Origin of the sequence: Streptomyces sp. NPDC005784, assembly GCF_042871525.1 — a bacterium.
Taxonomy (GTDB): domain Bacteria; phylum Actinomycetota; class Actinomycetes; order Streptomycetales; family Streptomycetaceae; genus Streptomyces.
In genome coordinates, this window is the sequence record NZ_JBIAIQ010000021.1 from 128847 (window position 1) to 152769 (window position 23923).

General features: G+C 72.6%; 21 protein-coding genes and 1 riboswitch. Of the genes, 14 read left to right on the top strand and 7 right to left on the bottom strand.

Annotated elements, in window-relative coordinates; translation table 11 throughout:
* Window positions 1-250: 250 nt before the first annotated feature.
* The 4 genes from ACFYR3_RS28765 to ACFYR3_RS28780 all read left to right on the top strand — a co-directional run bounded on the left by ACFYR3_RS28765 (window position 251) and on the right by ACFYR3_RS28780 (window position 4069).
* Window positions 251-1225 carry an N-acetylmuramoyl-L-alanine amidase gene (locus ACFYR3_RS28765; protein ID WP_389285060.1) on the top strand — a complete coding sequence of 325 codons (975 nt, stop codon included), beginning with the start codon at window positions 251-253 and terminating at the stop codon, window positions 1223-1225.
* A 173-nt stretch (window positions 1226-1398) separates the two neighbouring features.
* The gene (locus ACFYR3_RS28770; RefSeq protein ID WP_389285061.1) at window positions 1399-2232 is read left to right on the top strand and encodes a hypothetical protein; all 834 of its coding nucleotides are present in this window, start codon (window positions 1399-1401) and stop codon (window positions 2230-2232) included.
* Between the two features lie 114 nt (window positions 2233-2346).
* A complete protein-coding gene (locus ACFYR3_RS28775; protein WP_355848515.1) occupies window positions 2347-3357 on the top strand; it encodes an LLM class F420-dependent oxidoreductase in 1011 nt (336 codons plus the stop codon).
* Window positions 3358-3775: 418 nt separating this feature from the next.
* Complete coding sequence (locus ACFYR3_RS28780; protein ID WP_355848663.1) at window positions 3776-4069, top strand: hypothetical protein; 294 nt, start codon at window positions 3776-3778, stop codon at window positions 4067-4069.
* Between the two features lie 76 nt (window positions 4070-4145).
* Here the strand turns inward: ACFYR3_RS28780 and ACFYR3_RS28785 are convergent, their stop codons facing one another.
* Genes ACFYR3_RS28785 through ACFYR3_RS28795 form a run of 3 tightly spaced genes read right to left on the bottom strand, consistent with a single transcriptional unit; the run spans window position 4146 to window position 7467 of the window.
* Complete coding sequence (locus tag ACFYR3_RS28785) at window positions 4146-5228, bottom strand: prenyltransferase/squalene oxidase repeat-containing protein (RefSeq protein WP_355848512.1); 1083 nt, start codon at window positions 5226-5228, stop codon at window positions 4146-4148.
* Window positions 5225-5998 carry a class I SAM-dependent methyltransferase gene (locus ACFYR3_RS28790; protein ID WP_355848510.1) on the bottom strand — a complete coding sequence of 258 codons (774 nt, stop codon included), beginning with the start codon at window positions 5996-5998 and terminating at the stop codon, window positions 5225-5227. The genes ACFYR3_RS28785 and ACFYR3_RS28790 overlap by 4 nt, the downstream gene beginning before the upstream one ends.
* Window positions 5992-7467, bottom strand: coding sequence for a glycosyltransferase family 4 protein (locus tag ACFYR3_RS28795; RefSeq protein WP_389285062.1), 1476 nt, complete (start codon window positions 7465-7467; stop codon window positions 5992-5994). Before ACFYR3_RS28795 ends, ACFYR3_RS28790 begins: the two co-directional genes overlap by 7 nt.
* 239 nt (window positions 7468-7706) lie before the next feature.
* On the opposite strand from ACFYR3_RS28795, the gene ACFYR3_RS28800 reads away from it, so the two are divergent.
* Entirely contained in the window at window positions 7707-8408 is a 702-nt protein-coding gene (locus ACFYR3_RS28800) for a TetR family transcriptional regulator (RefSeq protein ID WP_355848504.1), read from the top strand.
* A 73-nt stretch (window positions 8409-8481) separates the two neighbouring features.
* On the opposite strand, the gene ACFYR3_RS28805 is transcribed toward ACFYR3_RS28800, so the two are convergent.
* Together ACFYR3_RS28805 and ACFYR3_RS28810 are read right to left on the bottom strand one after the other, a co-directional pair.
* The gene (locus ACFYR3_RS28805; protein WP_261708451.1) at window positions 8482-8715 is read right to left on the bottom strand and encodes a ferredoxin; all 234 of its coding nucleotides are present in this window, start codon (window positions 8713-8715) and stop codon (window positions 8482-8484) included.
* Between the two features lie 2 nt (window positions 8716-8717).
* On the bottom strand, window positions 8718-10175 hold the full coding sequence (locus ACFYR3_RS28810; RefSeq protein ID WP_355848501.1) for an aldehyde dehydrogenase: 1458 nt from the start codon (window positions 10173-10175) through the stop codon (window positions 8718-8720).
* 193 nt (window positions 10176-10368) lie between these two features.
* Between ACFYR3_RS28810 and ACFYR3_RS28815 the strand changes: the two genes are divergently transcribed.
* Window positions 10369-11448, top strand: a complete 1080-nt coding sequence (locus ACFYR3_RS28815; protein WP_389285063.1) for an MBL fold metallo-hydrolase — start codon at window positions 10369-10371, stop codon at window positions 11446-11448.
* 349 nt (window positions 11449-11797) lie between these two features.
* Here the strand turns inward: ACFYR3_RS28815 and ACFYR3_RS28820 are convergent, their stop codons facing one another.
* Window positions 11798-13894 carry an ATP-binding protein gene (locus tag ACFYR3_RS28820; RefSeq protein WP_389285064.1) on the bottom strand — a complete coding sequence of 699 codons (2097 nt, stop codon included), beginning with the start codon at window positions 13892-13894 and terminating at the stop codon, window positions 11798-11800.
* A gap of 190 nt (window positions 13895-14084) precedes the next feature.
* Here ACFYR3_RS28820 and ACFYR3_RS28825 point away from each other — a divergent pair, with 190 nt between their 5' ends.
* Window positions 14085-15164 carry a PP2C family protein-serine/threonine phosphatase gene (locus ACFYR3_RS28825; RefSeq protein ID WP_355848492.1) on the top strand — a complete coding sequence of 360 codons (1080 nt, stop codon included), beginning with the start codon at window positions 14085-14087 and terminating at the stop codon, window positions 15162-15164.
* A gap of 106 nt (window positions 15165-15270) precedes the next feature.
* Here the strand turns inward: ACFYR3_RS28825 and ACFYR3_RS28830 are convergent, their stop codons facing one another.
* On the bottom strand, window positions 15271-15933 hold the full coding sequence (locus ACFYR3_RS28830) for a phosphotransferase (RefSeq protein ID WP_355848489.1): 663 nt from the start codon (window positions 15931-15933) through the stop codon (window positions 15271-15273).
* A gap of 154 nt (window positions 15934-16087) precedes the next feature.
* A riboswitch (cobalamin riboswitch) is annotated at window positions 16088-16151 on the top strand.
* A gap of 133 nt (window positions 16152-16284) precedes the next feature.
* Between ACFYR3_RS28830 and ACFYR3_RS28835 the strand changes: the two genes are divergently transcribed.
* The 7 genes from ACFYR3_RS28835 (at window position 16285) to ACFYR3_RS28865 (ending at window position 23867) form a co-directional block, all read left to right on the top strand.
* Complete coding sequence (locus ACFYR3_RS28835) at window positions 16285-17526, top strand: prenyltransferase/squalene oxidase repeat-containing protein (RefSeq protein ID WP_355848487.1); 1242 nt, start codon at window positions 16285-16287, stop codon at window positions 17524-17526.
* Window positions 17523-18179 carry an SCO2322 family protein gene (locus ACFYR3_RS28840; protein WP_389285065.1) on the top strand — a complete coding sequence of 219 codons (657 nt, stop codon included), beginning with the start codon at window positions 17523-17525 and terminating at the stop codon, window positions 18177-18179. The genes ACFYR3_RS28835 and ACFYR3_RS28840 overlap by 4 nt, the downstream gene beginning before the upstream one ends.
* 10 nt (window positions 18180-18189) lie before the next feature.
* Window positions 18190-19479 carry an energy-coupling factor transporter transmembrane component T gene (locus ACFYR3_RS28845; RefSeq protein ID WP_389285066.1) on the top strand — a complete coding sequence of 430 codons (1290 nt, stop codon included), beginning with the start codon at window positions 18190-18192 and terminating at the stop codon, window positions 19477-19479.
* Window positions 19476-21305, top strand: coding sequence for an ABC transporter ATP-binding protein (locus tag ACFYR3_RS28850; RefSeq protein ID WP_389285067.1), 1830 nt, complete (start codon window positions 19476-19478; stop codon window positions 21303-21305). The genes ACFYR3_RS28845 and ACFYR3_RS28850 overlap by 4 nt, the downstream gene beginning before the upstream one ends.
* Window positions 21302-22180, top strand: a complete 879-nt coding sequence (locus ACFYR3_RS28855; RefSeq protein ID WP_389285068.1) for an ECF transporter S component — start codon at window positions 21302-21304, stop codon at window positions 22178-22180. The genes ACFYR3_RS28850 and ACFYR3_RS28855 overlap by 4 nt, the downstream gene beginning before the upstream one ends.
* Window positions 22181-22558: 378 nt before the next feature.
* On the top strand, window positions 22559-22978 hold the full coding sequence (locus ACFYR3_RS28860; protein ID WP_328555801.1) for a transglycosylase SLT domain-containing protein: 420 nt from the start codon (window positions 22559-22561) through the stop codon (window positions 22976-22978).
* Window positions 22979-23177: 199 nt separating this feature from the next.
* On the top strand, window positions 23178-23867 hold the full coding sequence (locus ACFYR3_RS28865; RefSeq protein WP_389285069.1) for a YoaK family protein: 690 nt from the start codon (window positions 23178-23180) through the stop codon (window positions 23865-23867).
* Window positions 23868-23923 lie beyond the last annotated feature (56 nt).

Below are 23923 nucleotides of genomic sequence, written 5' to 3' on the forward strand. Positions count from 1 at the left end.
CACGGAACGACGTCTCCTGAGCGGCGAGGAACGACAGCGCCCCGGGGGTCCGCAGGCCCGCACCCCACTCCGGGGTGCGGGCCTGTCCGGTTCCCTCACCGGTGGCCGGGGGTGAGCCCCAGCCCCGGTCCCGGCAGGTGTACATCTCACAGGCCCGACGGCCGGAGGCGGCTCACCGGCCTGCGGCCTGTTCGCTCCCCGCTCCGTATGGACGTCATGGACGCCAGGGACGCCCGCTAGGGTGGCTGACGTGTCGTACGTAGGCCCTGACTTCGATCCGCCCCAGCAGCCGCGCCGTTTCCGGCGCGGGCCGCTCACCGTCGCGCTCGCCGCGCTCGTACCGGGCGCGCTGGCCGGCTGGCTGGTGTACCAGGCCGTGGGAGACGATTCGGGGGGCGGGTCCGACCGGGCCGCTCCCGGGTCGTCGTCCTCCGCGCCCGGCTCCGCCTCCCCCTCCGGCCGGGCGTCCGCCTCGGCGACGGACGACGGCCGGCCGAGTACGTCGTCGGCCCCGCCGCCCTCCTCTTCCTCCTCCGCGCCCGGCGCCTCCGGCTCCCTCAAGGGCAAGGTCATCGTCATCGACCCGGGGCACAACCCGAGCAACTTCCAGCACACGTCCGAGATCAACCGCAAGGTGGACATCGGCACGAACTGGAAGGAGTGCGACACGACCGGCACGTCGACCAACGCGGGTTACACGGAGGCCCGGTTCACGCTCGACGTCGCGCACCGGATGCGGGCGATCCTCGAAAAGCAGGGCGCCACGGTGAAGTTGACCCAGGACGGCGACCGCTCCTTCGGCCCCTGCGTCGACGAGCGGGCCCGCATCGGCAACGCGGCGCACGCGGACGCGGTCGTCTCCATCCACGCCGACGGATCGGCGGCCGGCAACCGGGGCTTCCATGTGATCCTCCCGGCCTCGGTGCACGCGCACGCCGCCGACACCCGTCCGATCGTGGCCTCCTCCCGCGACCTGGGCGAGCGCATCGCGGGCCTGTTCGTCCGCGAGACGGGCAGCGCGCCCTCCAACTACGTCGGTGACGGCACCGGACTGGTGGTCCGGAAGGATCTCGGCGGTCTCAATCTGTCAACGGTTCCCAAGGTGTTCATCGAGTGCGGCAACATGCGCGATAGCAAGGACGCTGCGCTGCTCACCAGTGGCGCGTGGCGAGAGAAGGCGGCACGGGGGATCTCTGAAGGAATCGTTGGTTTCCTGCACGGGTAGTGATCTACGGTCCCAACCCGGCGGACACCCTGATCGTCCGGACGATAGTGTCGTCCATACGATAAAGGGCCCACCCCCGCGCTTCACACCGAGTCCCGACGGCGACACCATGACGGCGACACGGCGAACAGCGATGCCTCACCGACGACGAGACGACTGACGAAGGACCTGAAGTGAATATCCGCTCCCTCACTCGAGGCGACGGCGTGGTGATCGGAGCAGCGGTGTTGCTGTTCATCGCGTCGTTCCTGCACACGTTCGACAGCGCCGGCAGCGACGCCCCCAACGCCTGGGACAACCTGGGCCTGGTGATGAGCATGTATGTGGGTGGCATCGCCGGTGCGGCTCTGATCGTTGTCTCCCGCGCCCTTCCGCAGCCGCGCAAGGTCATCGGACTCGACCTCGGTCAACTCGGTGTCGCGCTCACGCTGTTCGCGGTCTGGACCGCGTTCTGGACGATCGTCGACCCGCTGGGCCCGTTCAGCGGTTCCCTCGGCCTCGGAAGCGTCGGCGCTGGCGCCGGTCTCATCCTCGGCCTGATCGGCACCCTGGTCCTGGCGGCGGCCGCGATCGCCACCCCGCTGGTCCCGGCCCTGGGCGCCGCCCTGGTCGGTGCCCCGAAGCCCCCCGCTCCCCAGCCCTACGGCGGTCAGCCGCAGGGTGGTTACGGCTACCCGGGAGCCTCGCAGCCGGGTCAGCCCGGCCAGCCCGGCCAGCAGCCCTACGGCGCTCAGCCGTCGCAGCCGGGGCAGCCGTTCGGCGCGCAGCCGAGTCAGCCGCCGGCCCCGCAGACGCAGCAGCCCGCTCAGGACTTCTCGCCGTTCTGGTTCGCCGTGCCGGTCGCGCGTCCGCTGTTCTCGGAGGACGGCACGCAGGCACCGATCGCCGAACTGGCGCCGGGCACCTGGTACCTGGCCGTCGAGCAGCGCGGCGCCACCCTGGTGGCGCAGACGCAGGACGGCCGTCGTGGTGTGCTTCAGGACACCTCGGGGATCCAGCGCGGCTGATCCTCTCATCGTCGCAGCGACGGCCCCTCGCCCTTTCCGGCGGGGGGCCGTTGTCGTACAGTCGCAGCACGCCAAGAACTGACGGACCGTCAGGATTCTGCTTCTGGAGGCGACATGCGGCTCGGTCTCGCGCTCGGCTATTGGGGGCGCGGCCCCTCCGCGGACCATGTGCCGCTCGCCCAGGAGGCGGAGCGGCTCGGCTATCACTCGGTGTGGACCGCCGAGTCATGGGGCTCGGACGCGTTCACCCCGCTCACCTGGATCGCCGCGCACACCACGCGCATCCAACTCGGCACGGCGATCGCGCAGATGGCCGCCCGCTCCCCCACCACCACCGCGATGCACGCGCTCACCCTCGACCATCTCTCCGGCGGGCGCATGATGCTCGGGCTCGGCCTGTCGGGACCTCAGGTCGTCGAGGGCTGGTACGGGCGGCCGTTCCCGAAGTCGCCGCTGACCGCGACCCGGGAGTACGTCGATGTCGTACGCCAGGTCCTCAGGCGCGAGGGGCCGGTCGAGCTGGACGGACGCTTCCACTCCCACCCGTACCGGGGCGCCGACGGCACGGGACTCGGCAAGGCGTTGAGGCCGATCACGCACCCGCTGCGGGCCGAACTGCCGCTCCTGCTCGGTGCCGAGGGCCCGAAGAACATCGCGCAGACGACCCGGATCGCCGACGGCTGGCTGCCGTTGTACTGGTCGCCGACGCGTCCTCAGGCGTACGAGGCCTCGCTCGCCGACCTGCCCGAGGGCTTCCTCGTGGCGCCGATGGCCCGCGCGCACGTCTGCGACGACGTCGCCGAGGGGCTGCTGCCGGTCAAGGCGATGCTCGGCTTCTACATCGGCGGGATGGGCCACGCGGCCCACAACTTCCATGCCGATCTGATGGCCCGGATGGGCTTCGAGGAGGAGGCCCGCAGAATCCAGCGGCTGTTCCTGGAGGGGCGCCGGGAGGAGGCCGTACTGGCCGTCCCGGACGCCTTCGCGGACGAGATCTCGCTCGTCGGACCGCGTGAACGCATCGCCGAGCGGCTGGAGTTGTGGCGCAAGGGCCCGGTGACCGACCTGCTGGTCCTTTCCCCGGACCGCCGCACACTGCGCGTGCTGGCCGAGCTGAACTCCTAGGTCCTGTCTGACAATGCGGGCCGGATCAGGCCGCGGCGTCCGGTGCCGTGCATCGCAAGGCGGAGGGTCGCCCTCGTACTGGGCGTACTCGGGCGTGCCCGACAACGCGGCGTGGGGGTCCCCCTGCTCGAAGAGCTCGGGGGAGTACGGTGCCAGGCGCCGCGGACCCGGCGGGAATTGTCCGACAGGCCTTAGCCGCACGGGCGGACCGGATCGCGCCGGATCCGCCGGACGGGCCTGGCCTCCGCTGAGCCGGGACGCCGACGGCACCTTGTCCTCGACCTCGGCACCCGTGCTCTTCCCGGCCGCCCGCACCACGGCGGCGGTGTCCTGCCCGGATCCGCCCGGCCCCATCTCCCGTGCCACTCAAGAGAACCCGTTCGGGTTTCATTCAGGATTGACGGGCAACCCGCTGGACATGTCCCCTAGATATCGCAACGGCTCGAATCAGGCGGGGACGGTCATCGCGATCGTCGCGGATGTTATGGCCGTCATCCTCGGTCTCTGGATTCTGATGTATCTGCTCGACGCCAACCGTGGCAACGACCTCGTGCAGTTCATCCACAACACGGCGAGCTGGCTGGCCGGCTGGTCGCGTGACCTGTTCACCTTCGACAAGGCATGGGCGCGTGTCGTGGCCGGCTACGGTCTCGCCGCCGTCGTCTACCTGTTCTTGGGCCACGCGATCGCCAACCGCATGCACCGGCACTGACGGCCCGGAGCACCCGGAGAGTCCGGAGCGTCCGGACTCTCCCGAAGGCTCGAAGGGCCCGGACCGTCCGGATGGTTCAGCGGGTCTGGGTGCAGCAGTCCGGGTCCAGGCCGGTCGGAAGGCGCTCGCCGCTGAAGACGGCGCAGGTGGGCTCGTCGCCGCCCAGTGCGGCGACGGCCAGCAGCAGGGAGCCCGCCGTCCAGGTGGTGAGCTCCTCGGGCCAGATGGCCCGGTCCTCGAAGACATAGCCCGTCCAGTACAGACCGGTCTTCGGATCGCGCAGGTGCTGGATGGACTGGAGGATCTCCAGGGCGCGGTCGGACTCGCCCACCACCCAGAGCGCGAGGGCGAGTTCGGCCGATTCGCCACCGGTGACCCATGGGTTGGGAACCACGCAGCGCACCCCGAAGCCGGGCACCACGAAGCGGTCCCAGCCCTCCTCGATACGGGACTTGGCCTCGGCGCCCGTCAACGCGCCGCCGAGCACCGGGTAGTACCAGTCCATGGAGTAGTGGTCCTTGTCGAGGAACCGCTCCGGGTGGAGCCGGATCGCGTGCCGCAGCGCGCCGACGGCCAACTCCCAGTCGGGCTGCGGCTCCTCGCGCTGCTCGGCGATGGCGAGCGCGCAGCGCAACGCGTGGTGGACCGACGAACTGCCGGTCAGCAGCGCGTCGTCGACCGGGGTCCCGTCGTCCTCGCGCTTCCAGCCGATCTGCCCGCCGGGCTGCTGGAGCCGGAGCACGAACTCCACGGCCGCGAAGACGGTGGGCCACATGCGGTCCAGGAACGCGTCGTCGCCGGTCGCCAGGTAGTGGTGCCAGACGCCCACCGCGATGTACGCGCAGAAGTTGGTCTCCCGGCCGCGGTCGGTGACGTCCTCGGAGTCCCCGTCGGCGTAGGCCGCGTACCAGGATCCGTCCTCGTTCTGATGCCGTGCCAGCCACGCGTAGGCCCGCTCGGCGGCCTCGTGCTCCCCGGCCGCGTCGAGCGCCATGGCGGCCTCGGTGTGGTCCCACGGGTCGAGGTGGTGGCCGCGGAACCACGGAATGGCTCCGTCGGGGCGCTGCACCCCGAGGATGCCGCGCACCGTGGCGGCGGCCTCCTCTGCGGTGAGAACCCCGGGCAGGACGAGGTGTTCTGTCCGCCGGGGAGTGGTCACGTGGCGTCCGCCTCGGAAGCGGTCGTCGCGGAATCCGTCGCGCCGGCGAGCTTCGGCAGGTGCGGCTTGGTCGCGTAGGCCACGAAGCTCTTGCCGATCAGCGGGTTCAGCGCCTGTTCGACGACCCGGGTGGCCAGCGGTTTCTTCATGATGTCCCAGACCAGCAGCTTGTGGTACGCCCGCACGGGCAGTGCCTTGTCGTTGTCGACGCCGAACGCGCACTTCAGCCACCAGTACGGCGAGTGCAGCGCGTGCGCGTGGTGGGAACCGTAGGGCCGCAGACCGGCCTCGCGGATCTTCGCGAGCAGTTCGTCCGCCTTGTAGATGCGGATGTGGCCGCCCTCGACCTCGTGGTAGGCGTCGGACAGCGACCAGCAGACCTTCTCCGGCCCGTAGCGCGGCACGGTGATGGCGATACGACCGCCCGGCCTGAGCACGCGGACCATCTCGGCGAGGACGCCCTTGTCGTCCGGGATGTGCTCCATGACCTCGGAGATGATCACGACGTCGAAGGACTCGTCGGGGAAGGGCAGCGCGAGCGCGTCGCCCTCCATGGCCGTCGCGGTGGCCCCTGCGGGCGCCTCCCCGGCCTCCTTCATCGCCGCGAACCACTTCGCGACCTCGCGGATCTCCTCGCCGTTCTGGTCCAGCGCCACGACCTGCGCGCCGCGCCGGTAGCACTCGAACGCGTGCCGGCCGGCACCGCATCCGAGGTCCAGAACGCGGTCGCCCGGGGCGAGCGGGAACCGGGAGAAGTCGACGGTCAGCACGTGGCCCTGCTTTCGCGGTTGGCTGCAACTAGTTCTTCGGCGGCGAGAGTCTCTTCCGCGGCCTCGGAGCGGTCGGGGCCCGGGGTCGCCGCGAGGCCGGCACCCGGCGCGCTGCCGTGCTCGTCGGTACCCGTGGCGGCGGCCGTCCCGCGGGAGCGGAGCCGGGACGCGGAGAGGGCCATCGCCTCACGGTAGTGGGCCACCGTGCCCTCGGCCGCCCTGGCCCAGGTGAAGCGCGCAAGGACGCGCTCCCGTCCGGCGGAGCCGAGCCGTGCCCGGAGTCCGGGGTCGCCGAGGAGCCGGATCAGGGCCGTCGCCAGCGCGCCCGAGTCGCCCGTCGGGACCGCGAGGCAGGTCTCGCCGTCGGGGCCCGCGACTTCCGGGATCGCTCCGCCGGTGGTGGCCACCAGCGGCGTCCCCGTGGCCATCGCCTCGGCGGCGGGCAGCGAGAAGCCCTCGTACAGAGAGGGCACGCAGGCGACTTCGGCCGAGCGGACGAGGTCGACGAGCTCGGCGTCGGAGATGCCCTTCACGAACTCGACGGCGCCGTCGAGGCCGTACCGCTCGATGGCCCGGGCGACCGGACCGTCCTCGGCGCGCCTGCCGACGACGACGAGGTGCGCGCCCGGGTGTTCGGTGCGCACCTTCGCGAGCGCCTCGACGAGGAACACCAGGCCCTTGAGCGGCACGTCGGCGCTCGAGGTGGTGACGATGCGGCCCGGCACCTGGGGCACGGACGGATCCGGCGAGAAAAGGTCGGTGTCCGCGCCGATGTGGACGACGTGGACACGGTCCCGCTCGACGCGCAGGTGGTCGACGATCTCCTGGCGGGAGGTGCCGGAGACGGTGAGCACGGACGGCAGGCGGCGCGCGACGCGCTTCTGCATCCGGGTGAAGGCGTACCAGCGGCGGACGGACGCGCGGCGCTGCCAGCCCTCGGCGGCGTCCAGCTCCAGTTGCCGGTCGACGGTGATGGGGTGGTGGATGGTGGTCACCAGCGGGGCGCCGACGTCCCCCAACAGGCCGTAGCCGAGCGTCTGGTTGTCGTGGATGACGTCGAACTCGCCGCGCCGGGCCTGCAGATGCCGACGGGCGCGCAGCGAGAAGGTCAGCGGCTCGGGGAAGCCGCCGGTCCACATCGTGCCGACCTCGAGGGCGTCGATCCAGTCCCGGTACTCACCCCGCGCGGGGGTGCGGAAGGGGTCGGGCTGGCGGTACAGGTCGAGGCTGGGCAGCTCGGTGAGGCTCAGCTCGGAGAGGCCCTCGTCGAGGACGGGGTAGGGCTGGGATCCGATGACCTCGACACGGTGGCCGAGGCGGGCGAGCTCGCGCGAGAGGTGTCGTACGTACACACCCTGGCCGCCACAGAACGGGTTTCCCTTGTAGGTGAGGAGCGCGATGCGCAGGGGTCGTTCCCCGTCGGCAGCCGCACCCTTCCCGGGGCCCGCCTCCATGGCCTCAGCGGTCACTTCCGGTCCCCTTCTCCCTGCACTTTCCCGCGAGATTACGCCGGGACGCTAATCTAGAACAAGTTTCAGACTTGATCGTTCAAGGAGCATTGAATCTACCGGCAGGTAGCGCCAGTGTGAGCGGTGGATCAGGTGATTCACGCCACGACGGCGCGGCGGGGTCGACCGGTCCGCACGTGGTGCCCCACCCTGCCATGCCGACTCGTCGCTCCCTCTCGCTGATGTCACGGAACGGACCCATGCCTGCGGAAGCCAAGGCGGACTCGAAGAACGCGCGACCGGCGCCGGGAGCCAGCACGCCCGCCGCGCCTTCCACCGCCGCGCCCTCCAGGCCGCACCCCATCTCGCATCCCGCCTCTCCCCCGCTCACCGAGCGGCAGGAGGCGCGCCGTCGCCGGATCCTGCACGCGAGCGCGCAGCTGGCCAGCCGGGGCGGCTTCGACGCCGTGCAGATGCGCGAGGTCGCGGAGTCGTCGCAGGTGGCCCTCGGCACCCTGTACCGCTACTTCCCCTCGAAGGTGCATCTGCTGGTCGCCACGATGCAGGACCAGCTGGAGCACATGCACGGCACGCTGCGCAAGAAGCCGCCGGCCGGGGACACGGCGGCGGAGCGGGTGGCGGAGACCCTGATGCGGGCGTTCCGTGCCCTCCAGCGCGAGCCTCACCTGGCCGACGCCATGGTCCGCGCGCTGACGTTCGCGGACCGCAGTGTCAGCCCCGAGGTCGACCAGGTCTCGCGGCAGACCACCGTGATCATCCTGGACGCGATGGGCCTCGACGACCCGACGCCCGCCCAGCTCTCCGCCGTCCGCGTCATCGAGCACACCTGGCACTCCGCCCTGATCACCTGGCTCTCCGGCCGCGCGTCCATCGCCCAGGTCAAGATAGACATCGAGACGGTGTGCCGCCTGATCGACCTGACCGACCCGAGGGGCCAGTAGGTCCCGGACGGCCGGGAGCCCCCTGGACCACCGGGTCGTCCCCGCATCCGGCCCCACCCCGGCCACGGCGGGCCTACTCCTCCGGCGGGAACACCGGCTCGCCGCTGCCCAGCAGAGAGATCATGACGGCCTCCACCGGGCAGCCCTCGGCCGCTTCGAGGATCTTCTCGTTGGCGTCGGTCTCCGGCTCGACCGGATGGGACTGCATGCCGGCGTCGAGACGGAAGGCGTCCGGAGCGTGGTGGACGCACTGGGCGGAGCCGATGCACACGGAGCGGTCGACCTCCACCTGCCAGCGGTCGCCCATCCTCAGGCCTCCCAGCCGGCCGGCAGGTGGATCATCTTGTGCTCCAGGAACTCGCCGTATCCCTCGGGCCCGAACTCCCGCCCCAGGCCCGAGTTCTTGTAGCCGCCGAAGGGGCCCAGCATGTCGAGGCTGAAGGTGTTGACCGAGTAGGTGCCGGTACGGACCTGGCGGGCGATGTCGATGCCATGGGCGACGTCCGCCGTCCACACACTGCCGCTCAGCCCGTAGTCGGAGTCGTTGGCGATCTTCACGGCCTCGGTCTCGTCGCCGTACGGGAGCAGACAGATCACCGGGCCGAAGATCTCCTCCCGGGCGATGCGCATCGAGTTGTCGACGTCGCCGAAGAGGGTCGGCTCGACGTACCAGCCGCGGTCGAGCCCCTGCGGACGCCCGCCGCCCGCCAGGATCTTGGCGCCCTCCTCCTGGCCGATGCGGATGTAGTCGAGGTTGCGCCGGCGCTGCCGCTCGGCGACCAGCGGGCCGACCTGGGTGGCCGGGTCGAGCGGATCGCCGACGACCAGCGCGTTCGCCGCGGCGGCGAAGGCGTCCGCGAACTCGTCGTAGCGCGAGCGCGGTACGAGGATGCGGGTCTGGGCGACGCAGGCCTGGCCGTTGTTCATCCAGGCCGCCGAGACGATCCCGGGGACCGAGGTGCCGAGGTCCGCGTCCGACAGCACGACGGCCGCCGACTTGCCGCCCAACTCCAGGGTCACGCGGGTGAGATGGCGCGCGGCGACCTCCATCACCCGCTTGCCCGCCGCGACCGAGCCGGTGAAGGAGACCTTGTCGATGCCGGGGTGTCCGACCAGGTACTCGCTGACCTCACGGTCCGCCGGGAGGATCGACAGCACCCCTTCGGGCAGCCCGGCCTCCTTCGCGATCTCACCCAACAGGTAGGCGTCCAGGGGTGATTCGGGGGACGGCTTCAGTACGACGGTGCAGCCGGTCAGCAGCGCGGGCGCGAGCTTGGCCGCCGCCACGAACTGCGGGACGTTCCACGGCACCACGGCCGCCACCACGCCCACCGGCTCACGGCGGACGAGGAGCTTGCCGAGGACTCCGTCGCGCGTCTCCTCGTAGGTGTAGCCGCGCGCGACCGTGATCGCCGCGTCCCACACCATCATCGCGCCGAGGGCCTGCGCGAGGACGCTCCAGGAGTAGGGGGAGCCGTTCTCGGAGGAGATGACGCGTGCGATCTCCTCGTGCCGTACGGCGATCGCGTCCTTGATCCGCGTCACGACCGCGATCCGCTCGTCGAGGCTCATCCGCGGCCAGGGGCCCTCGTCGAACGCCCGGCGGGCGACGGCGACGGCCCGGTCGACATCCGCCGCCGAGGCGTGCGGCACCCGGCCGATGACCTCCTCGGTGTGCGGCGAGATCACCTCGATGACGTCCTTGCCGAGGGGGTCGGTCAACTCCCCGCCGATGAACAGCTGTCCGTGTTCCACGAGCTCGGTCATGGCCGACTGCCTCCAAGGACGCTCTCTGCCACCACTTCTGACGCTTCATCAGATATGAGAACTGATACCAGTTCCGGCCGGATGAGTCCACGGCGCGGACGCGGCCGTCCGCGCGGACGGAACAGTCGACTTGGGCTCCCATTGGAACTCGTTCTAGTTATAGTGGCGAGAACTCGGCGATGGGTGGAAGCGCATGACGCAGGTGACCGATCACGGCGGGGGCGTACGGTCGATCAGGGTCCCCATCCCGGACAACCCGCTCGGCCATACGCTGGTGTATCTGGTCGACACCGACGCGGGGCCCGTGCTCATCGACACGGGCTGGGACGACCCCGCTTCCTGGGACACCCTCGTCGAGGGAATCGCCGGCTGCGGAACCTCCGTCGCGGAGATCCACGGCGTGGTCATCACCCACCACCACCCCGATCACCACGGTCTGTCGGGCCGGGTCCGCGAAGCCTCCGGCGCCTGGATCGCGATGCACGCCGCCGACACGGCGATCGTCCGGCGCACCCGGGAGAACCGGCCCGAGCGCTGGTTCGCCTACATGGCGGCCAAGTTGGCCGCCTCCGGCGCCCCGGAGGAGCACGTCGCCCCGCTGCGCGACGCAAGCACGTCCGTACGCCGCCCCAGCACCTTGCCCGGCTTCTCCCCCGCTCTTCCCGACCGCGAGATCGTCCCCGGCGAGTTCGTCGCCCTGCCCGGCCGCCGGCTGCGCGCCGTCTGGACCCCCGGCCACACCCCCGGGCACGTCTGCCTCCACCTGGAGGAGAACCACCCGGACCGACTACCGGGGAACGGACGGCTGTTCTCGGGCGACCACCTGCTGCCGAGGATCACCCCGCACATCGGCCTCTACGAGGACCCGGGCACCCACGGGCGTCCCCCGTACGCGGACGGGATCGAGAGCCTCGGGGAGATCGCCGATCCGCTCGGCGACTACCTCGACTCCCTGGAGCGTGTCGGCCGTCTCGACCCCGCCGAGGTGCTCCCGGCCCACCAGCACGTGTTCACCGATGCCCCGTCCCGCGTCGCGGAGTTGCTCGCGCACCACGAGGAGCGGCTCACCGGCCTGCTCACCCTGCTCTCCGTCCCGCTCACGCCCTGGCAGCTCGCCGTCCGCATGGAGTGGAACCGCCCCTGGGCCGACATCCCCTACGGATCACGGAACATCGCGGTCTCGGAGGCCGAGGCCCATGTACGCCGACTGGTGAAGCTGGGGAGGGCGGAGGCGGTGCCGGGCAGCGACCCGGTGACGTACGTGGCGGTGTGACGCCCTCGCGTCCAGCGAGTCGCGGGTCGCGGGTCCATTCGTCACGAGCCACCGGCCACCGGTCACGAGCCACCGACCACCGGTCGCCGGCCATCGGTCGCCGGTCGCCGGCCATCGGTCGCCGGTCGCCGGTCGCGCATCACGATTCGCGTGTCGCCGGTCCACGTCACCAGCCACGGATCCCCGGTCGCCGGTCACCAGTCGCCGGTCACCAGTCGCCGGTCGCCGGTCGCCGGTCGCCGATCACGAGTCCCTGATCGCCGGTCGCCGACCGCGAGCCACTGGTCGCCGGTCGCCGGTCGCCGGTCACGGGGCATCCGTCGCGCCCGCGGATCTCGGGGGACGCACCTCACCACCCGTGGACCGCGTAGTCCAGCCCCTCTTCGTACGGCATGGCGCGACCCTCTTCGTACGCCTTCTCGTAGGCCGGGTCGCCGATCTCGCCGCGGACCCGGAGTTCGTTCGAGCGGCGGGTGGCCATCAGGTCGGGCGAGTCCATCTGGGCACGCCCGGTGAGTGCCCACAGGCGCTCGCCGATGCCGAGGAGGCGGGCCGCCCGGTGGCCGTCGCCCGCGGCGACGACCCCCGCCGCGAGTACGTCGAGCGCCATCGCGGCACCCACGGTGTTGTGCAGCAGCGCGTGCCCGGCCAGCGCGGTGCGGGCGTTGCCGACGGCCGCGGCGGTGTCCCCGCGGACCAGGTCCGTCTGGGCCACGACGCTGTCGGCGAAGGCTCCCGCCCACGACTCCCCGCACGCCATGCTCGCCGCACGCACCTCCTCGGCCACCGCACGCGCCCGCCCGTGGTCCCCGCCCAACAGGTACGCATGGGCCAGCGCCACCCGGACCTGGAGCTGCGCCGCCCCGAACCAGTCCCGCCGGACGGGCAGCCGAGGTGCGTCGGCCAGCACCTGGACCGCCTCGGACAGGCGCCCGCTCAGGGCGAGTTGGCCGCCCCGGATGTACCTGGCGGCCACCACCGCCACCGGGTCGCCCTGTTCCCTCGCCACGTCGGCGCAGCGCACCGCCCAGTTGGCCGCGACCTCCAGATCACCCTGGAGCAGCGCGACCGCACCCCGTGTCCACACCGCGCGAATGCGGTCGGGGCCGGGCGGCGCGCCGTTCGCCAGCGCCTGGTCGAGACAGTGCTGGGCGTCGCGCAGATAGCCGCAGTGCCGCCACAGGAAGCCGATGTCGGCCGCCATCGCGAGGGCGACCCGTCCGTCGGGCTCGGTGAGCACGCAGTCCATGGCCGCGCGGAGATTGGCGTGCTCGGCGAGGATGCGCTCGCACCAGGCCGCCTGGCGTCCGGAGTTCCATTCGGCGCAGCCGTCGCGGGCCAGCCGCCGGTAGTGGTCGCGGTGGCGCAGCCGCAGGGTGTGTTCCTCGCCCAGCGCGCGCAGCCAGTCGGCACCGAACTCCCGTACGGTGCCGAGGAGTCGGTAGCGGACGGGGTCGGCGTGGTGGCGGCGCACGACGGACTGCTCGACGAGCCGGTCGAGCAGGCCGGGGATCCGGCCTGCGGGCAGCGGACCGCCCGCGCAGACCTCTTCGGCGGCGCTCGCGCAGAAACCGCCGGCGAACACCGAGAGACGGGCCCACAGTAGCCGTTCCAGCGGTGCGCACAGCTCGTGACTCCAGCCGATGGCCGTCCGCAGGGTCTGGTGGCGGGGCGGTCCTTCGCCCTCCCGCGCGGCGAGCAGGTCGAGCCGGGACGGCAGCCGTCGGCCGAGCAGGCCGCTCAGCTGGTCCAGGGTGAGTTCGCCGAGCCGGACGGCGGCGAGTTCGATGGCGAGCGGGATGCCGTCGAGGCGGCGGCAGACGGCCTCCACGGCGGGGCGGTCGGCGTCGTCGAGGGTGAATCCGCTGTCGGCCGCGCGGTCGGCGAACAGGGCCACCGCGTCGCCCGCGACCGGCAGCGGGTCCAGACGCAGGACGCGTTCGCCCGGCAGGCCGAGCGGCTCGCGGCTGGTGACGAGGACCCGCAGGCCGGGCAGCGGGGGCAGCAGCGTCCCGACGAAGGCCACGCAGTCCGCGAGGACGTGCTCGCAGGAGTCGAGGACCAGCAACAGCCTTTTGCCCTCGGCCCATTCGGCGACCACTTCGGTCACCGGCCGAATCGACCGGTCGGAGAGCCGCAGCGCCTCCACGACGGCGAGGCCCACCAGTCCGGCACTGCGCAGCGGGGAGAGCTCCACCAGCCAGACACCGTCCGGGTACGCGCCGTCGATCCGGCCGGCGGCCTGGAGCGCGAGCCGGGTCTTGCCGACTCCGCCGACGCCGACCAGGCTCACCAGCCGGTCGATTCCGTTGGCCGGATCCAGCTCTCGCTCCAGCCGGCCGAGTTCGTCCAGCCGGCCGATGAAACTCCGCGTCGGTGAGGGCAGATTGCCGGGCGGCCCACCGGACGTGCTGCCGGGCCGTCCACCGGCCGTGTTGTCGGACACGCGCACCAGTGTGACCGGATCGCACACGTGCGATGCCCCACTCCCCCTACTCGGACAAAAGACCCACATCGTGACGCCACTTCCGGGCACCTTCCGACGAGATGTGATCAACTCTCCGTCGGCGTGGGCGACACGGGCGGATTTCGGGGATTGTCGGGTGATGCGCGAGAGGGAGCAACGGAGCGAGCGGATGTCCGCCGGCGACGGAGGCGGTGGGCAGGTCGGAGCCGGGTCCTCGTGGCCGCTGCTCGTGCCGCCGGCCGCCTGTCCGGCGGCGGTCCTGCCGCATCTGCTGGACGACCGGGTGCCGCCCCTGGTCACGCTGCTGCTGATCGGGCCGTTGCTGGCGTGCGCGCGGTTCGGGGTGCGCTGCACCCTGCTGGTCTGCTGCTGGTCGGCGCTGCTGGGGCTCGCGACGGGTCTCGCCGACGGTGACGCGACCGGCTTCGACTTCGGCTTCCAGTTCGGCGGGCTGCTGCTCGGCTGCGCGATCACGCTGTACGCGGCCGGCCGGCACGAGCGCCTGAGCGCCGCGCTCGCGCGGGCCCGCGAGGTCGCCCGGGTCACCCAGGAGGCGATCCTGCGGCCCATCTCCCGCACACTGGACGGCACTCAGGTGTGCACCCGCTACCAATGCTCCGGCTCCGAGTCGACGGTCGGCGGCGATCTGTACGACGTCGCGGTGACCCCGTACGGGCTACGGGTCCTGGTGGGTGACGTGCGCGGTCACGGCGTCGACGCCCTACGGCTGACCGCCGAGACGATCACCGGTTTCCGCGAACTCGCCTACACCGCGCCCGATCTGCCGACCCTGGCCGACGGTCTCGACATCCGTCTCACGCCGGAGCTGGGACCGGAGGACTTCGTCACCGCCCTGCTCGCCGAGTTCGCGCCCGGTGAGGTGCGGCTGGTCAACTGCGGTCACCCCGCGCCCCTGCGCTCCGGCCGGAGCGTCGAGTTCCTCGAACCCAAGGTCCCCACACCGCCGTTGGGGCTGCGCCCCGAACCCCACCAGTACCGCGTGCGGCTCCAGCCCGGTGACCGCCTGCTCCTCTACACGGACGGTCTGACCGAGGGCCGCGACCAGGACGGCATCCCGTTCCCGCTGCTCGGCGAGGCCGCCCTCGCACTGCGCGAACCCCTCCCCGAGGACGCCCTGCACACCCTGCACGCCAGCCTGCTCCGGCACACCGGGGCGCCGCTGTCCGACGATCTCGCGCTGGTGCTGTGCCAGCCGGTGGAGGCCGCGGTCCCCGCGCGCGTCCTGTGACTGCCGGTCGGGTCGGCCGCCGACGCCGACGGCTCGGACCACGGTTCGCCGGGCGCGTGCTCCGCCGCGTGCCGTGACCCGCGTCGGCCGGCCACCGTTCAGCCGCTCAGCTCAGTAGCGCCCGGATCAACTCGTCCGCTTCACCCAGGAGTTCGACCTCGTGCGGGCTCATCGTCGGGTTGGCCGCGCGGCGCCGCCCCGCCTCCAGTAGCCCCTCCTCTGTCACCTGGTCCTCGTTCCCGTCGAGCAGCGCGTCCAGTGTCTCCTCGGCCACGTCCCCGATCGCCTCGCCGCCGACGGCGACCTGGGCGAGGATCACGGCGGACATGGCCCAGTCGAGACCGGGCGGACCCTCCTCGGCGTTGGTCCAGTCGATGACCTTCGGTCCGTCCGGGGTGAGCATCACGTTGTCGGGGTGCAGATCAAGATGCAGGACCCGGACGGCGGGGTCGGCGGAGAGCCGGGCGGGCACGGCGTGCAGCTTGCGCAGCAGCCGGGCCAGGATGAGGCCCGCCTCCTGGGCGGAGAGCAGGCCCTGGCCGAAGGCCTCCAGCATGGTCGGCCCGGACAGCCGCTCCATCACCAGATCGCCGCGGGTCGCCGCCCGCACACCCGGCACCGGGTAGCCGTGCGAGCGTACGTGCTGCATCACCGCCGCCTCGGCCGTCGCGTCGCCCCAGCCGCCGCGGTCCCGCCGCAGCACCCACGCCTCGTCTATCTCGTAGACGTCCGCCGAACGCCCCGAGCCGAGCAGTCTCCCCGTTCGCATGGCCCGAACCTAGCGGATGCGCTTCGGCTCGGCCCCGGTCCGCGGGTGATCCGAACGACACCCGCCTGCCGTTCCCACACCCGCTCCACAGGCGGCACTCGGGGAATTCCGTGCGGCCGGTAGAGTGAGCGCGTCGTCATCACGCCCGTACGAGGAGAAGCCGGTGCAAATCCGGCGCTGACCCGCAACCGTGAGCCACTTCGGTGGTGAGCCGGATCGCCTCGCACGGGACGTGACCGGCTCGCGCCCTCGGCAGCCCGCCGACGGCCGGCACCGTCGAGGGATACGGAGCCGGAGCCGCCCGGATGCCTCAGCGTGCCCGGTGCTGCCCGGCTCCCCGCAGGGAGAGTCATGTTTGTTCGCCGCACCGCAGCGGTACTGGCCGCCACCGCCGTCATCGGGGCGGTCGTCGCACCGGCCGCTTCCGCCGCCGACTCGTCCGCCTCGCCGTCGCCCTCGGCGGCGCTCCCCTCGGGCCTGTTCGGCTCCGCCGACCCGACCTACGACGGCGTCTGGCGGCAGTCGCTCGCGCTGCTCGCCCAGCACACCGTCGGCGTACGGCCCGCCGTCAAGGCCGTGGACTGGCTGACCGGTCAGCAGTGCGCGAACGGGGCCTTCGCGGCGTACCGCGCCGACGCGAGTGCCGCGTGCGACGCCAAGACGCAGGTCGACACCAACAGCACCGCGGCCGCCGTCCAGGCCCTCGGCGCGCTCGGCGGACACGACGACGCCACCGGCAAGGCCGTCACCTGGCTGAAGTCCGCGCAGAACAAGGACGGCGGCTGGGGCTACATGGCCGGCGGACCCAGCGACACCAACTCGACGTCCGTCGTCATCGGCGCGCTGAAGGCGGTCGGCAAGAAGCCCGCGAGCGTCTCCAAGGACGGCAAGTCACCCTTCGACGCCCTGCTGAAGCTGGCGACGGCCTGCGACGCGGAGGGCGACGGCGCCTTCGCCTACCAGCCCGACAAGAAGGGCAAGCTGGCGGCGAACGCGGACGCGACCGCGGCGGGCGTGACGGCCGGCATGGGCCAGGGCTTCGTGGCGGCGACCGGCTACGCGTTCGACCTCACGGGTTGCGTCATCTCCGACGCCCCCGACATGGCGACCGCGGCGGGGAACGGCGCCAACTATCTCGCCAAGGCGATGGCAAAGACCTCGTACCTGAAGTCCGCGCTCCCGGGCGCCAAGGACCAGCCCGACTACGGCAACACGGCGGACGCGGTCGCGGCCCTCGCGGCCATCGGCGCGACGAAGGACGCGCAGAAGCCGCTCGCCTGGCTGGAGAAGAACTCCGGTGACTGGGCGGCCAAGTCGGGCCCCGCCGCGTACGCGCAGCTGATCTTCGCCGCGCACGCCACCGGCACCGACCCGCGCGACTTCGGCGGCAAGGACCTGGTCGCGCTGCTGGGTGCGACGGGCCCGGCGCCGAGTGCGGCGGGTGCCTCGGCCACCCCGAGCGAGAAGAAGAAGGACGAGAAGAAGGACGACGGCAACGGGCTCGGCGTCTGGTGGATCATCGGCGTCGGCCTGGTCGCGGGCATCGGCATCGGCTTCCTGATCAGCGGCCGCAACAAGAAGCGGCAGCTGTGACCGGCCGTCGGACGACCGCGCCCGCCCTGGCACTCGCGCTGGCTCTCCTGCTCCTCGTCCTCGGCGGCGCGGGGCAGGCCCGGGCCGTCGGCTACCGCTACTGGTCCTTCTGGGACCTGACCGGTGGGAAGTGGACGTACGCCACCCAGGGTCCGTCGACCGCGCGGCCGTCCGACGGCGATGTCCAAGGCTTCCGCTTCGCGGTGAGCGAGGACTCCCAGCACGCCGTACAGCCGCGCGGGGAGCGGGAGTTCGCCGCGATATGCGCCAGGAAGCCCGCCCAGCGGGGCAAGAAGCGGGTGGCCCTGGTCATCGACCCCGGTACGGCCGCCGACGCGCCGTCCGGCGAGCGGCCGCCGTCCCCGCGTACCGCCTGCGCCCGGGTCGCCCCCGACGCGAGCACCGCGGAGGCCCTGGCCGCGGTCGCCAAACCGCTGCGCTACGACACCAACGCCCTGCTGTGCGCGATCTCGGGCTATCCGCGTGCGGGCTGCGGCGACCCGGTCGCGGCCGACGGACCGACCGCGTCCGCCCGCCCGCACGCCTCCGAACCGACCCATCACGGCCCCTCGGTGGGCCTGTTGGCGGGAGCGGCGGCGGTGGCCGTGCTGGGCGCGGCGGCCGTCCGGCAGGCCCGCCGGCGCAAGGGCTGAGGCGCCGATCATGACCAAGGGCGACCCCGAACGCCCCACCGCCGGCGCCGCGCGCCGCCGGCCCGCGGCGCGGTGGGGGTCTCCCCTGTCCGAACAGGACCGGGAACCCGGGACGGTGGGACCCCAGCGCCCGGCACCGGACGCCGACCCGACCGGGCGACCGCCGAACTCCCGCCCCCGTACCCGTTCCCTCTCCCGCACACCGGGAGTGACCCGTGCGAACGCCCTGCACCCCGGCGCCTGGTGGATCTGGGCCCTGGGGCTCGGCACGGCGGCCTCCCGCACCACGAACCCCCTCCTCCTCGCGCTCCTCATCGCGGTGGCGGGCTTCGTGGTGGCCACCCACCGCACCGACGCCCCCTGGGCCCGCTCCTACACCGCCTTCGTGAAACTGGCCGCGGCCGTCCTCGTCATCCGGCTGGCCTTCGCCGTCCTCCTCGGCTCCCCGATCCCCGGCACCCACGTGATCGTCACGCTTCCCGAAATCTCCCTCCCGCACTGGGCGCAGGGGATTCGCATCGGCGGCCGGGTCACCGCCGAGGGTCTGCTCTTCGCGCTGTACGACGGCCTGAAGCTGGCCGCGCTGCTCGTCTGCGTCGGCGCCGCGAACGCCCTCGCGAACCCGGCACGGCTGCTCAAGTCACTGCCGGGAGCGCTGTACGAGGCGGGCGTCGCGGTGGTCGTCGCGCTCACCTTCGCCCCGCATCTGATCGCCGACGTCCAGCGGCTGCGCGCCGCGCGCCGGCTCCGTGGCCGCCCCGATCGGGGGCTGCGCGGCCTGCTGCACGTCGGACTCCCGGTCCTGGAGGGCGCGTTGGAGCGTTCGGTCGCGCTGGCGGCGGCGATGGACGCACGCGGGTACGGGCGCACGGCCCAGGTCCCGCCCGCCGTCCGCCGGACCACCGGAGCCCTCACCCTGGGCGGTCTGCTCGGCGTCTGCGCGGGCACCTACGGGCTGTTGACCGCGGCGGGCGACACCTACGGCCTGCCGGTCCTGCTGGCCGGGCTCGGCGCGGCGCTCGGCGGCCTGTGGCTGGGCGGCCGCCGCTCACCGCGGACGCGGTACCGGCCGGACATCTGGGGCGTCCGTGCCTGGCTGGTCGCCGGGTCGGGCGTGGCGGTCGCGGCCCTGATGATCGTCGCCGCGTCCTACGACCCCGACGCGCTGAGCCCCGGCGTCATCCCCCTGGTGACCCCGGCCCTCCCTCTCTGGCCGACGGCGGTGGTCATGCTCGGCCTGCTCCCCGCCTTCCTGGCCCCGCCCCCCCAGCGAACCCCGGCCCCCGAGGAACGATCGTGATCCGCTTCGAGGATGTCTCCGTGACGTACGCCGGGGCGGCCGAACCCGCCGTCCGGGGCGTGGACTTCGAGGTCCCGGAGGGCGAACTGGTGCTGCTGGTCGGCCCGTCCGGGGTCGGCAAGTCGACGGTGCTGGGCGCGGTGAGCGGACTGGTCCCGCATTTCACGGGTGGAACGCTGCGCGGCCGGGTCACCGTCGCGGGGCGGGACACCCGTACGCACAAGCCGCGCGAACTCGCGGACGTGGTCGGCACGGTCGGCCAGGACCCGCTGTCCCACTTCGTGACGGACACGGTGGAGGACGAACTCGCCTACGGCATGGAGTCGTTGGGTCTGGCACCGGCGGTGATGCGCCGCCGCGTGGAGGAGACCCTCGACCTCCTCTCCCTGGCCGACCTCCGCGACCGCCCGATCGCCACGCTGTCCGGCGGCCAGCAGCAGCGGGTCGCGATCGGCTCGGTGCTCACCCCGCACCCAAGGGTCCTGGTCCTCGACGAACCCACCTCGGCGCTGGACCCCGCCGCGGCCGAGGAGGTCCTCGCCGTCCTGCAGCGCCTGGTCCACGACCTCGGCACCACGGTCCTGATGGCCGAGCACCGTCTGGAGCGCGTCGTCCAGTACGCCGACCGGATCGCCCTTCTCCCCGCGCCGGGGGCACCCCTGACGCTCGGCACCCCGTCCGAGATCATGGCCGTCTCCCCGGTCTGCCCACCGGTGGTCGAACTGGGCCGCCTGGCAGGCTGGTCCCCGCTCCCTCTGACCGTCCGCGACGCGCGACGCCGGGCGGGCGCACTGCGCGAGCGGCTCGCCGCGGCGTCGGCGAAATCCGCCGCGGTCACCGGAGACCCTGGACCCACGGCACACGCCGAAGGCGCCGGGCCCACCGGACTCGGCGACGACGCCGGACCGGCCAACGGCACCGAAGGCGCCGCAGGAGCACGGCCCACCGCTGCCCTCCCCCTGCCTTCGGCGCCGACCCACCCCACCTCCCCCATGGCCTCCCCCTCCCCTTACCGCTCTTCCCGCTTCCTGCGCCTCCCCGGCAGGCGCACCCCCGACCCCGACCCGTCCCCGGCCGGCGTGGCCGTCGTCGCCTCCCTGGCCGTCCGGCGCGGGCGGGTCGAGGCGCTCCGGCGGGTCGACCTCACCGCGGGACCCGGCGAGACCATCGCGCTGATGGGCCGCAACGGCGCCGGGAAGTCGACGCTGCTCGGGGCGCTCGTCGGGCTGGTCGAGCCGACCGCCGGGTCCGTACGGGTCGGCGGGGCGGTACCGCACCGCACGGTGCCGCGCGACCTCGTACGCCGTGTGGGACTCGTACCGCAGGAGCCCCGGGATCTGCTGTACGCGGACACGGTGGCCGCCGAGTGCGCGGCGGCCGACGAGGACGCGGGGGCCGCCGCCGGGACCTGCCGGGCACTGGTGTCCGAGCTGCTGCCGGACATCGCGGACGACACACACCCACGTGACCTGTCGGAGGGACAGCGGCTGGCGCTGGCGCTGGCCGTCGTGCTGACGGCCCGCCCCCCGCTGCTGCTCCTCGACGAGCCGACCCGCGGCCTCGACTACGCGGCCAAGGCCCGGCTGGTCACCGTGCTGCGCGGGCTGGCCGCCGGGGGACACGCCATCGTGCTGGCCACCCACGACGTGGAACTCGCCGCCGAGCTCGCCCACCGTGTGGTGATCCTCGCGGACGGTGAGGTCGTCGCCGACGGCCCCACCGCCGAGGTGGTCGTCGCGTCCCCGTCGTTCGCCCCGCAGGTCGCCAAGATCCTGGCCCCCGAGCAGTGGCTCACCGTCGCCCAGGTCAGAAGGGCCCTCGCATGAGCGCCGCCGACGCCTCGGCCCGCCGTCCCCCGTCGCAGCCGCAGCCCCGGCCGCAGCCAGAGCCACAGCGCCAGGCCAGGGCCGTCCGCCTCGGCCCGCGTTCCGTCGCCGCGCTGGCCCTGGTCAGTGCCACCGGAGCCGCCGGATTCGGCTGGCCGCTCTTCGCGGGGACCGGCTCGCAGGTCAGCGCGCACGCGCAGGACGCTCCATGGCTGTTCGCGGGGCTTCTCGTCCTGCTGGTCGCGGTGGTCGCGGCGACGATCTCCGAGTCGGGGCTGGGCCCGAAGGCGGTCGCCATGCTCGGCGTGCTGGCCGCGACCGGCGCCGCGCTGCGCCCGATCGGGGCCGGGACCGCCGGCATCGAGCCGATGTTCTTCCTGATGGTGCTGAGCGGGCGGGTGCTCGGGCCGGGTTTCGGGTACGTGCTCGGGTCCGTGACCATGTTCGCGTCGGCGCTGCTGACCGGCGGGGTGGGCCCCTGGTTGCCCTTCCAGATGCTGGCCATGGGCTGGTTCACGATGGGCTCGGGGCTGCTGCCGGGTCCGGACCGGCTCCGCGGCCGTGGAGAGCTGCTGATGCTCGCCGGATACGGCTTCCTCGCCGCCTTCGCGTACGGCACCGTCATGAATCTGGCCGGCTGGCCCTTCATGGACGCGCTGGCCTCGAACATCGCCTTCGACCCGCACGCCGCCCTCCCCGCCAACCTCGCCCGCTTCCTCGCGTACTGCCTGGCCACATCGCTCGGCTGGGACCTGGGCCGGGCGGTCGTCACCGTCGTCCTGACCCTGACGATCGGCCCGACCCTCCTCAAGGCACTGCGCCGGGCCACGCGCCGGGCCGCTTTCGAGAGCCCGGTCACCTTCGACCCCGGCTGAGCTGCGGCCCGCGTCACACCGCCCGGCCGCACTGGGTGGGCACCCCCGTACCGTCCGTCAGGTGCGGGGTGAAGCGGCCCACAGGACCCCCGTCACATACGAAGCGGCTTCGTAGACTGAATCTCATGGCATGGACGCGTCATTATGCCCTCTGACCTGGGGTTTGAGAGCCACGTCACATGAGGGACTTTCACCCCGGATGCGACCACCACTAGTAAAGGGGGTCATTGCGGACGGGCTCCGATCCTGTTTGTCTGGAGCAGTCGCCAGGCGCCACGAGCCCATACGGGTCGCGGCGCCGACGTACGCCGCCCCTTCCACACACCACGTGGTCACGGCGTACGAGCGACTCCATGCCCCCTAAGAAACAGGTTCTCCGTGTCCGTCTCTGTCATCCGCCGCATCGTCTCCTCCCCGAAGAAGGCCCTCGCCACTACCGCCGTGGCCGCTGCCACCGCCGGTATGGTTCTGGTCGCGGCGCCCGCCCAGGCCGCCACGCCGACCGCCGCCTCCTCCGCGAAGTCGATCGCCCACGCGATGATTCCGGACGCCTCGCAGTTCAACGCCTTCAGCAAGATCGTCGATCACGAGAGCGGCTGGAACATCAGCGCCACGAACTCCTCGTCCGGCGCGTACGGCCTGGTCCAGGCCCTGCCCGGTTCCAAGATGGCCTCCGCCGGCTCCGACTGGAAGACCAACCCCAAGACGCAGATCAAGTGGGGTCTGGACTACATGAACTCCCGCTACGGCAGCCCGGCCGGCGCCTGGAACTTCTGGCAGGCCAACGGCTGGTACTGATCAGCCCAAGAGCCTCACAGCACACGCAAGGCGGCACCCCGTTCCCGGGGCTGCCGCCTTCGTCGTACCCGGACTCGTCCGTCCCGCCCCCGGGGCTCGCCCCGGACCCCGCTCCTCGAACGCCGGAAGGGCTGAACCGGCCCGCGACAAACCCGGCACCGGACGCGAGCGCGAGCGCCCCCGTGGTGGACTGACCTCCATGACCACGCAGACGGACACGCCGCACGACCCTGAGTCACGAGGCCTGCGACTGACATCCGCGCTGCTGTCGCTGACCGTGGTCAGCGGACTCATCGACGCGGTGAGCTACCTGGGCCTGGGGCACGTCTTCACGGCGAACATGACCGGCAACGTAGTGGTGCTCGGCTTCGCGGCGGCCGGAGCGCCCGGCTTCTCCGTACCGCACACACTGACCTCGCTGTGCTGCTTCCTGGCGGGCGCGGCGACCGGCGGACGGATCGCCGCGCGGTTCGGCAACGGCTCGCGCCGCACCTGGGCCCGCGGCACGTTCGCCGCCGAGGCGGTCCTGACGGCCGCCTGTGCGGCAGTCGCCTTCGCCGCCCCGGACGCCACCGCCACGGCCTACACCGTGATCGCCGTCACGGCCTTCGCGATGGGCCTGCGCAACGCGACGGTCCGCAAGCTCGGCGTGGCCGACCTGACGACGACCGTCCTGACGATGACCCTGACGGGCCTGGCCGCCGACTCCCGCCTCGGCAGCGGCGCGGGCCACCACAACACCCCGCGCCGCATCGCCTCCGTGGCGGCGATGCTGGCGGGCGCCCTGCTCGGCGCCTGGCTGGTCCTGAACCACGGCCTGGGCTTCCCGCTGCTGATCGCCGCACTCGTCCCGGCGGCACTCGCGGTGACGGCCTCCGGCCGGGAGTGACGCCCCTCCGGAGCACCGGAAGCGCGGCACACGCGGCACGCGGATGTGCCTACACC

Coding starts and splice junctions, on each gene's coding strand:
- ACFYR3_RS28810 (WP_355848501.1), bottom strand. CDS start 10,175: ATGACCGAGCTCGTGGAACACGGACAGCTGTTCATCGGCGGGGAGTTG.
- ACFYR3_RS28835 (WP_355848487.1), top strand. CDS start 16,285: ATGTTTGTTCGCCGCACCGCAGCGGTACTGGCCGCCACCGCCGTCATC.
- ACFYR3_RS28865 (WP_389285069.1), top strand. CDS start 23,178: ATGACCACGCAGACGGACACGCCGCACGACCCTGAGTCACGAGGCCTG.
- ACFYR3_RS28800 (WP_355848504.1), top strand. CDS start 7,707: ATGCCTGCGGAAGCCAAGGCGGACTCGAAGAACGCGCGACCGGCGCCG.
- ACFYR3_RS28825 (WP_355848492.1), top strand. CDS start 14,085: ATGTCCGCCGGCGACGGAGGCGGTGGGCAGGTCGGAGCCGGGTCCTCG.
- ACFYR3_RS28775 (WP_355848515.1), top strand. CDS start 2,347: ATGCGGCTCGGTCTCGCGCTCGGCTATTGGGGGCGCGGCCCCTCCGCG.
- ACFYR3_RS28830 (WP_355848489.1), bottom strand. CDS start 15,933: ATGCGAACGGGGAGACTGCTCGGCTCGGGGCGTTCGGCGGACGTCTAC.
- ACFYR3_RS28815 (WP_389285063.1), top strand. CDS start 10,369: ATGACGCAGGTGACCGATCACGGCGGGGGCGTACGGTCGATCAGGGTC.
- ACFYR3_RS28805 (WP_261708451.1), bottom strand. CDS start 8,715: ATGGGCGACCGCTGGCAGGTGGAGGTCGACCGCTCCGTGTGCATCGGC.
- ACFYR3_RS28855 (WP_389285068.1), top strand. CDS start 21,302: ATGAGCGCCGCCGACGCCTCGGCCCGCCGTCCCCCGTCGCAGCCGCAG.
- ACFYR3_RS28780 (WP_355848663.1), top strand. CDS start 3,776: ATGTCCCCTAGATATCGCAACGGCTCGAATCAGGCGGGGACGGTCATC.
- ACFYR3_RS28845 (WP_389285066.1), top strand. CDS start 18,190: ATGACCAAGGGCGACCCCGAACGCCCCACCGCCGGCGCCGCGCGCCGC.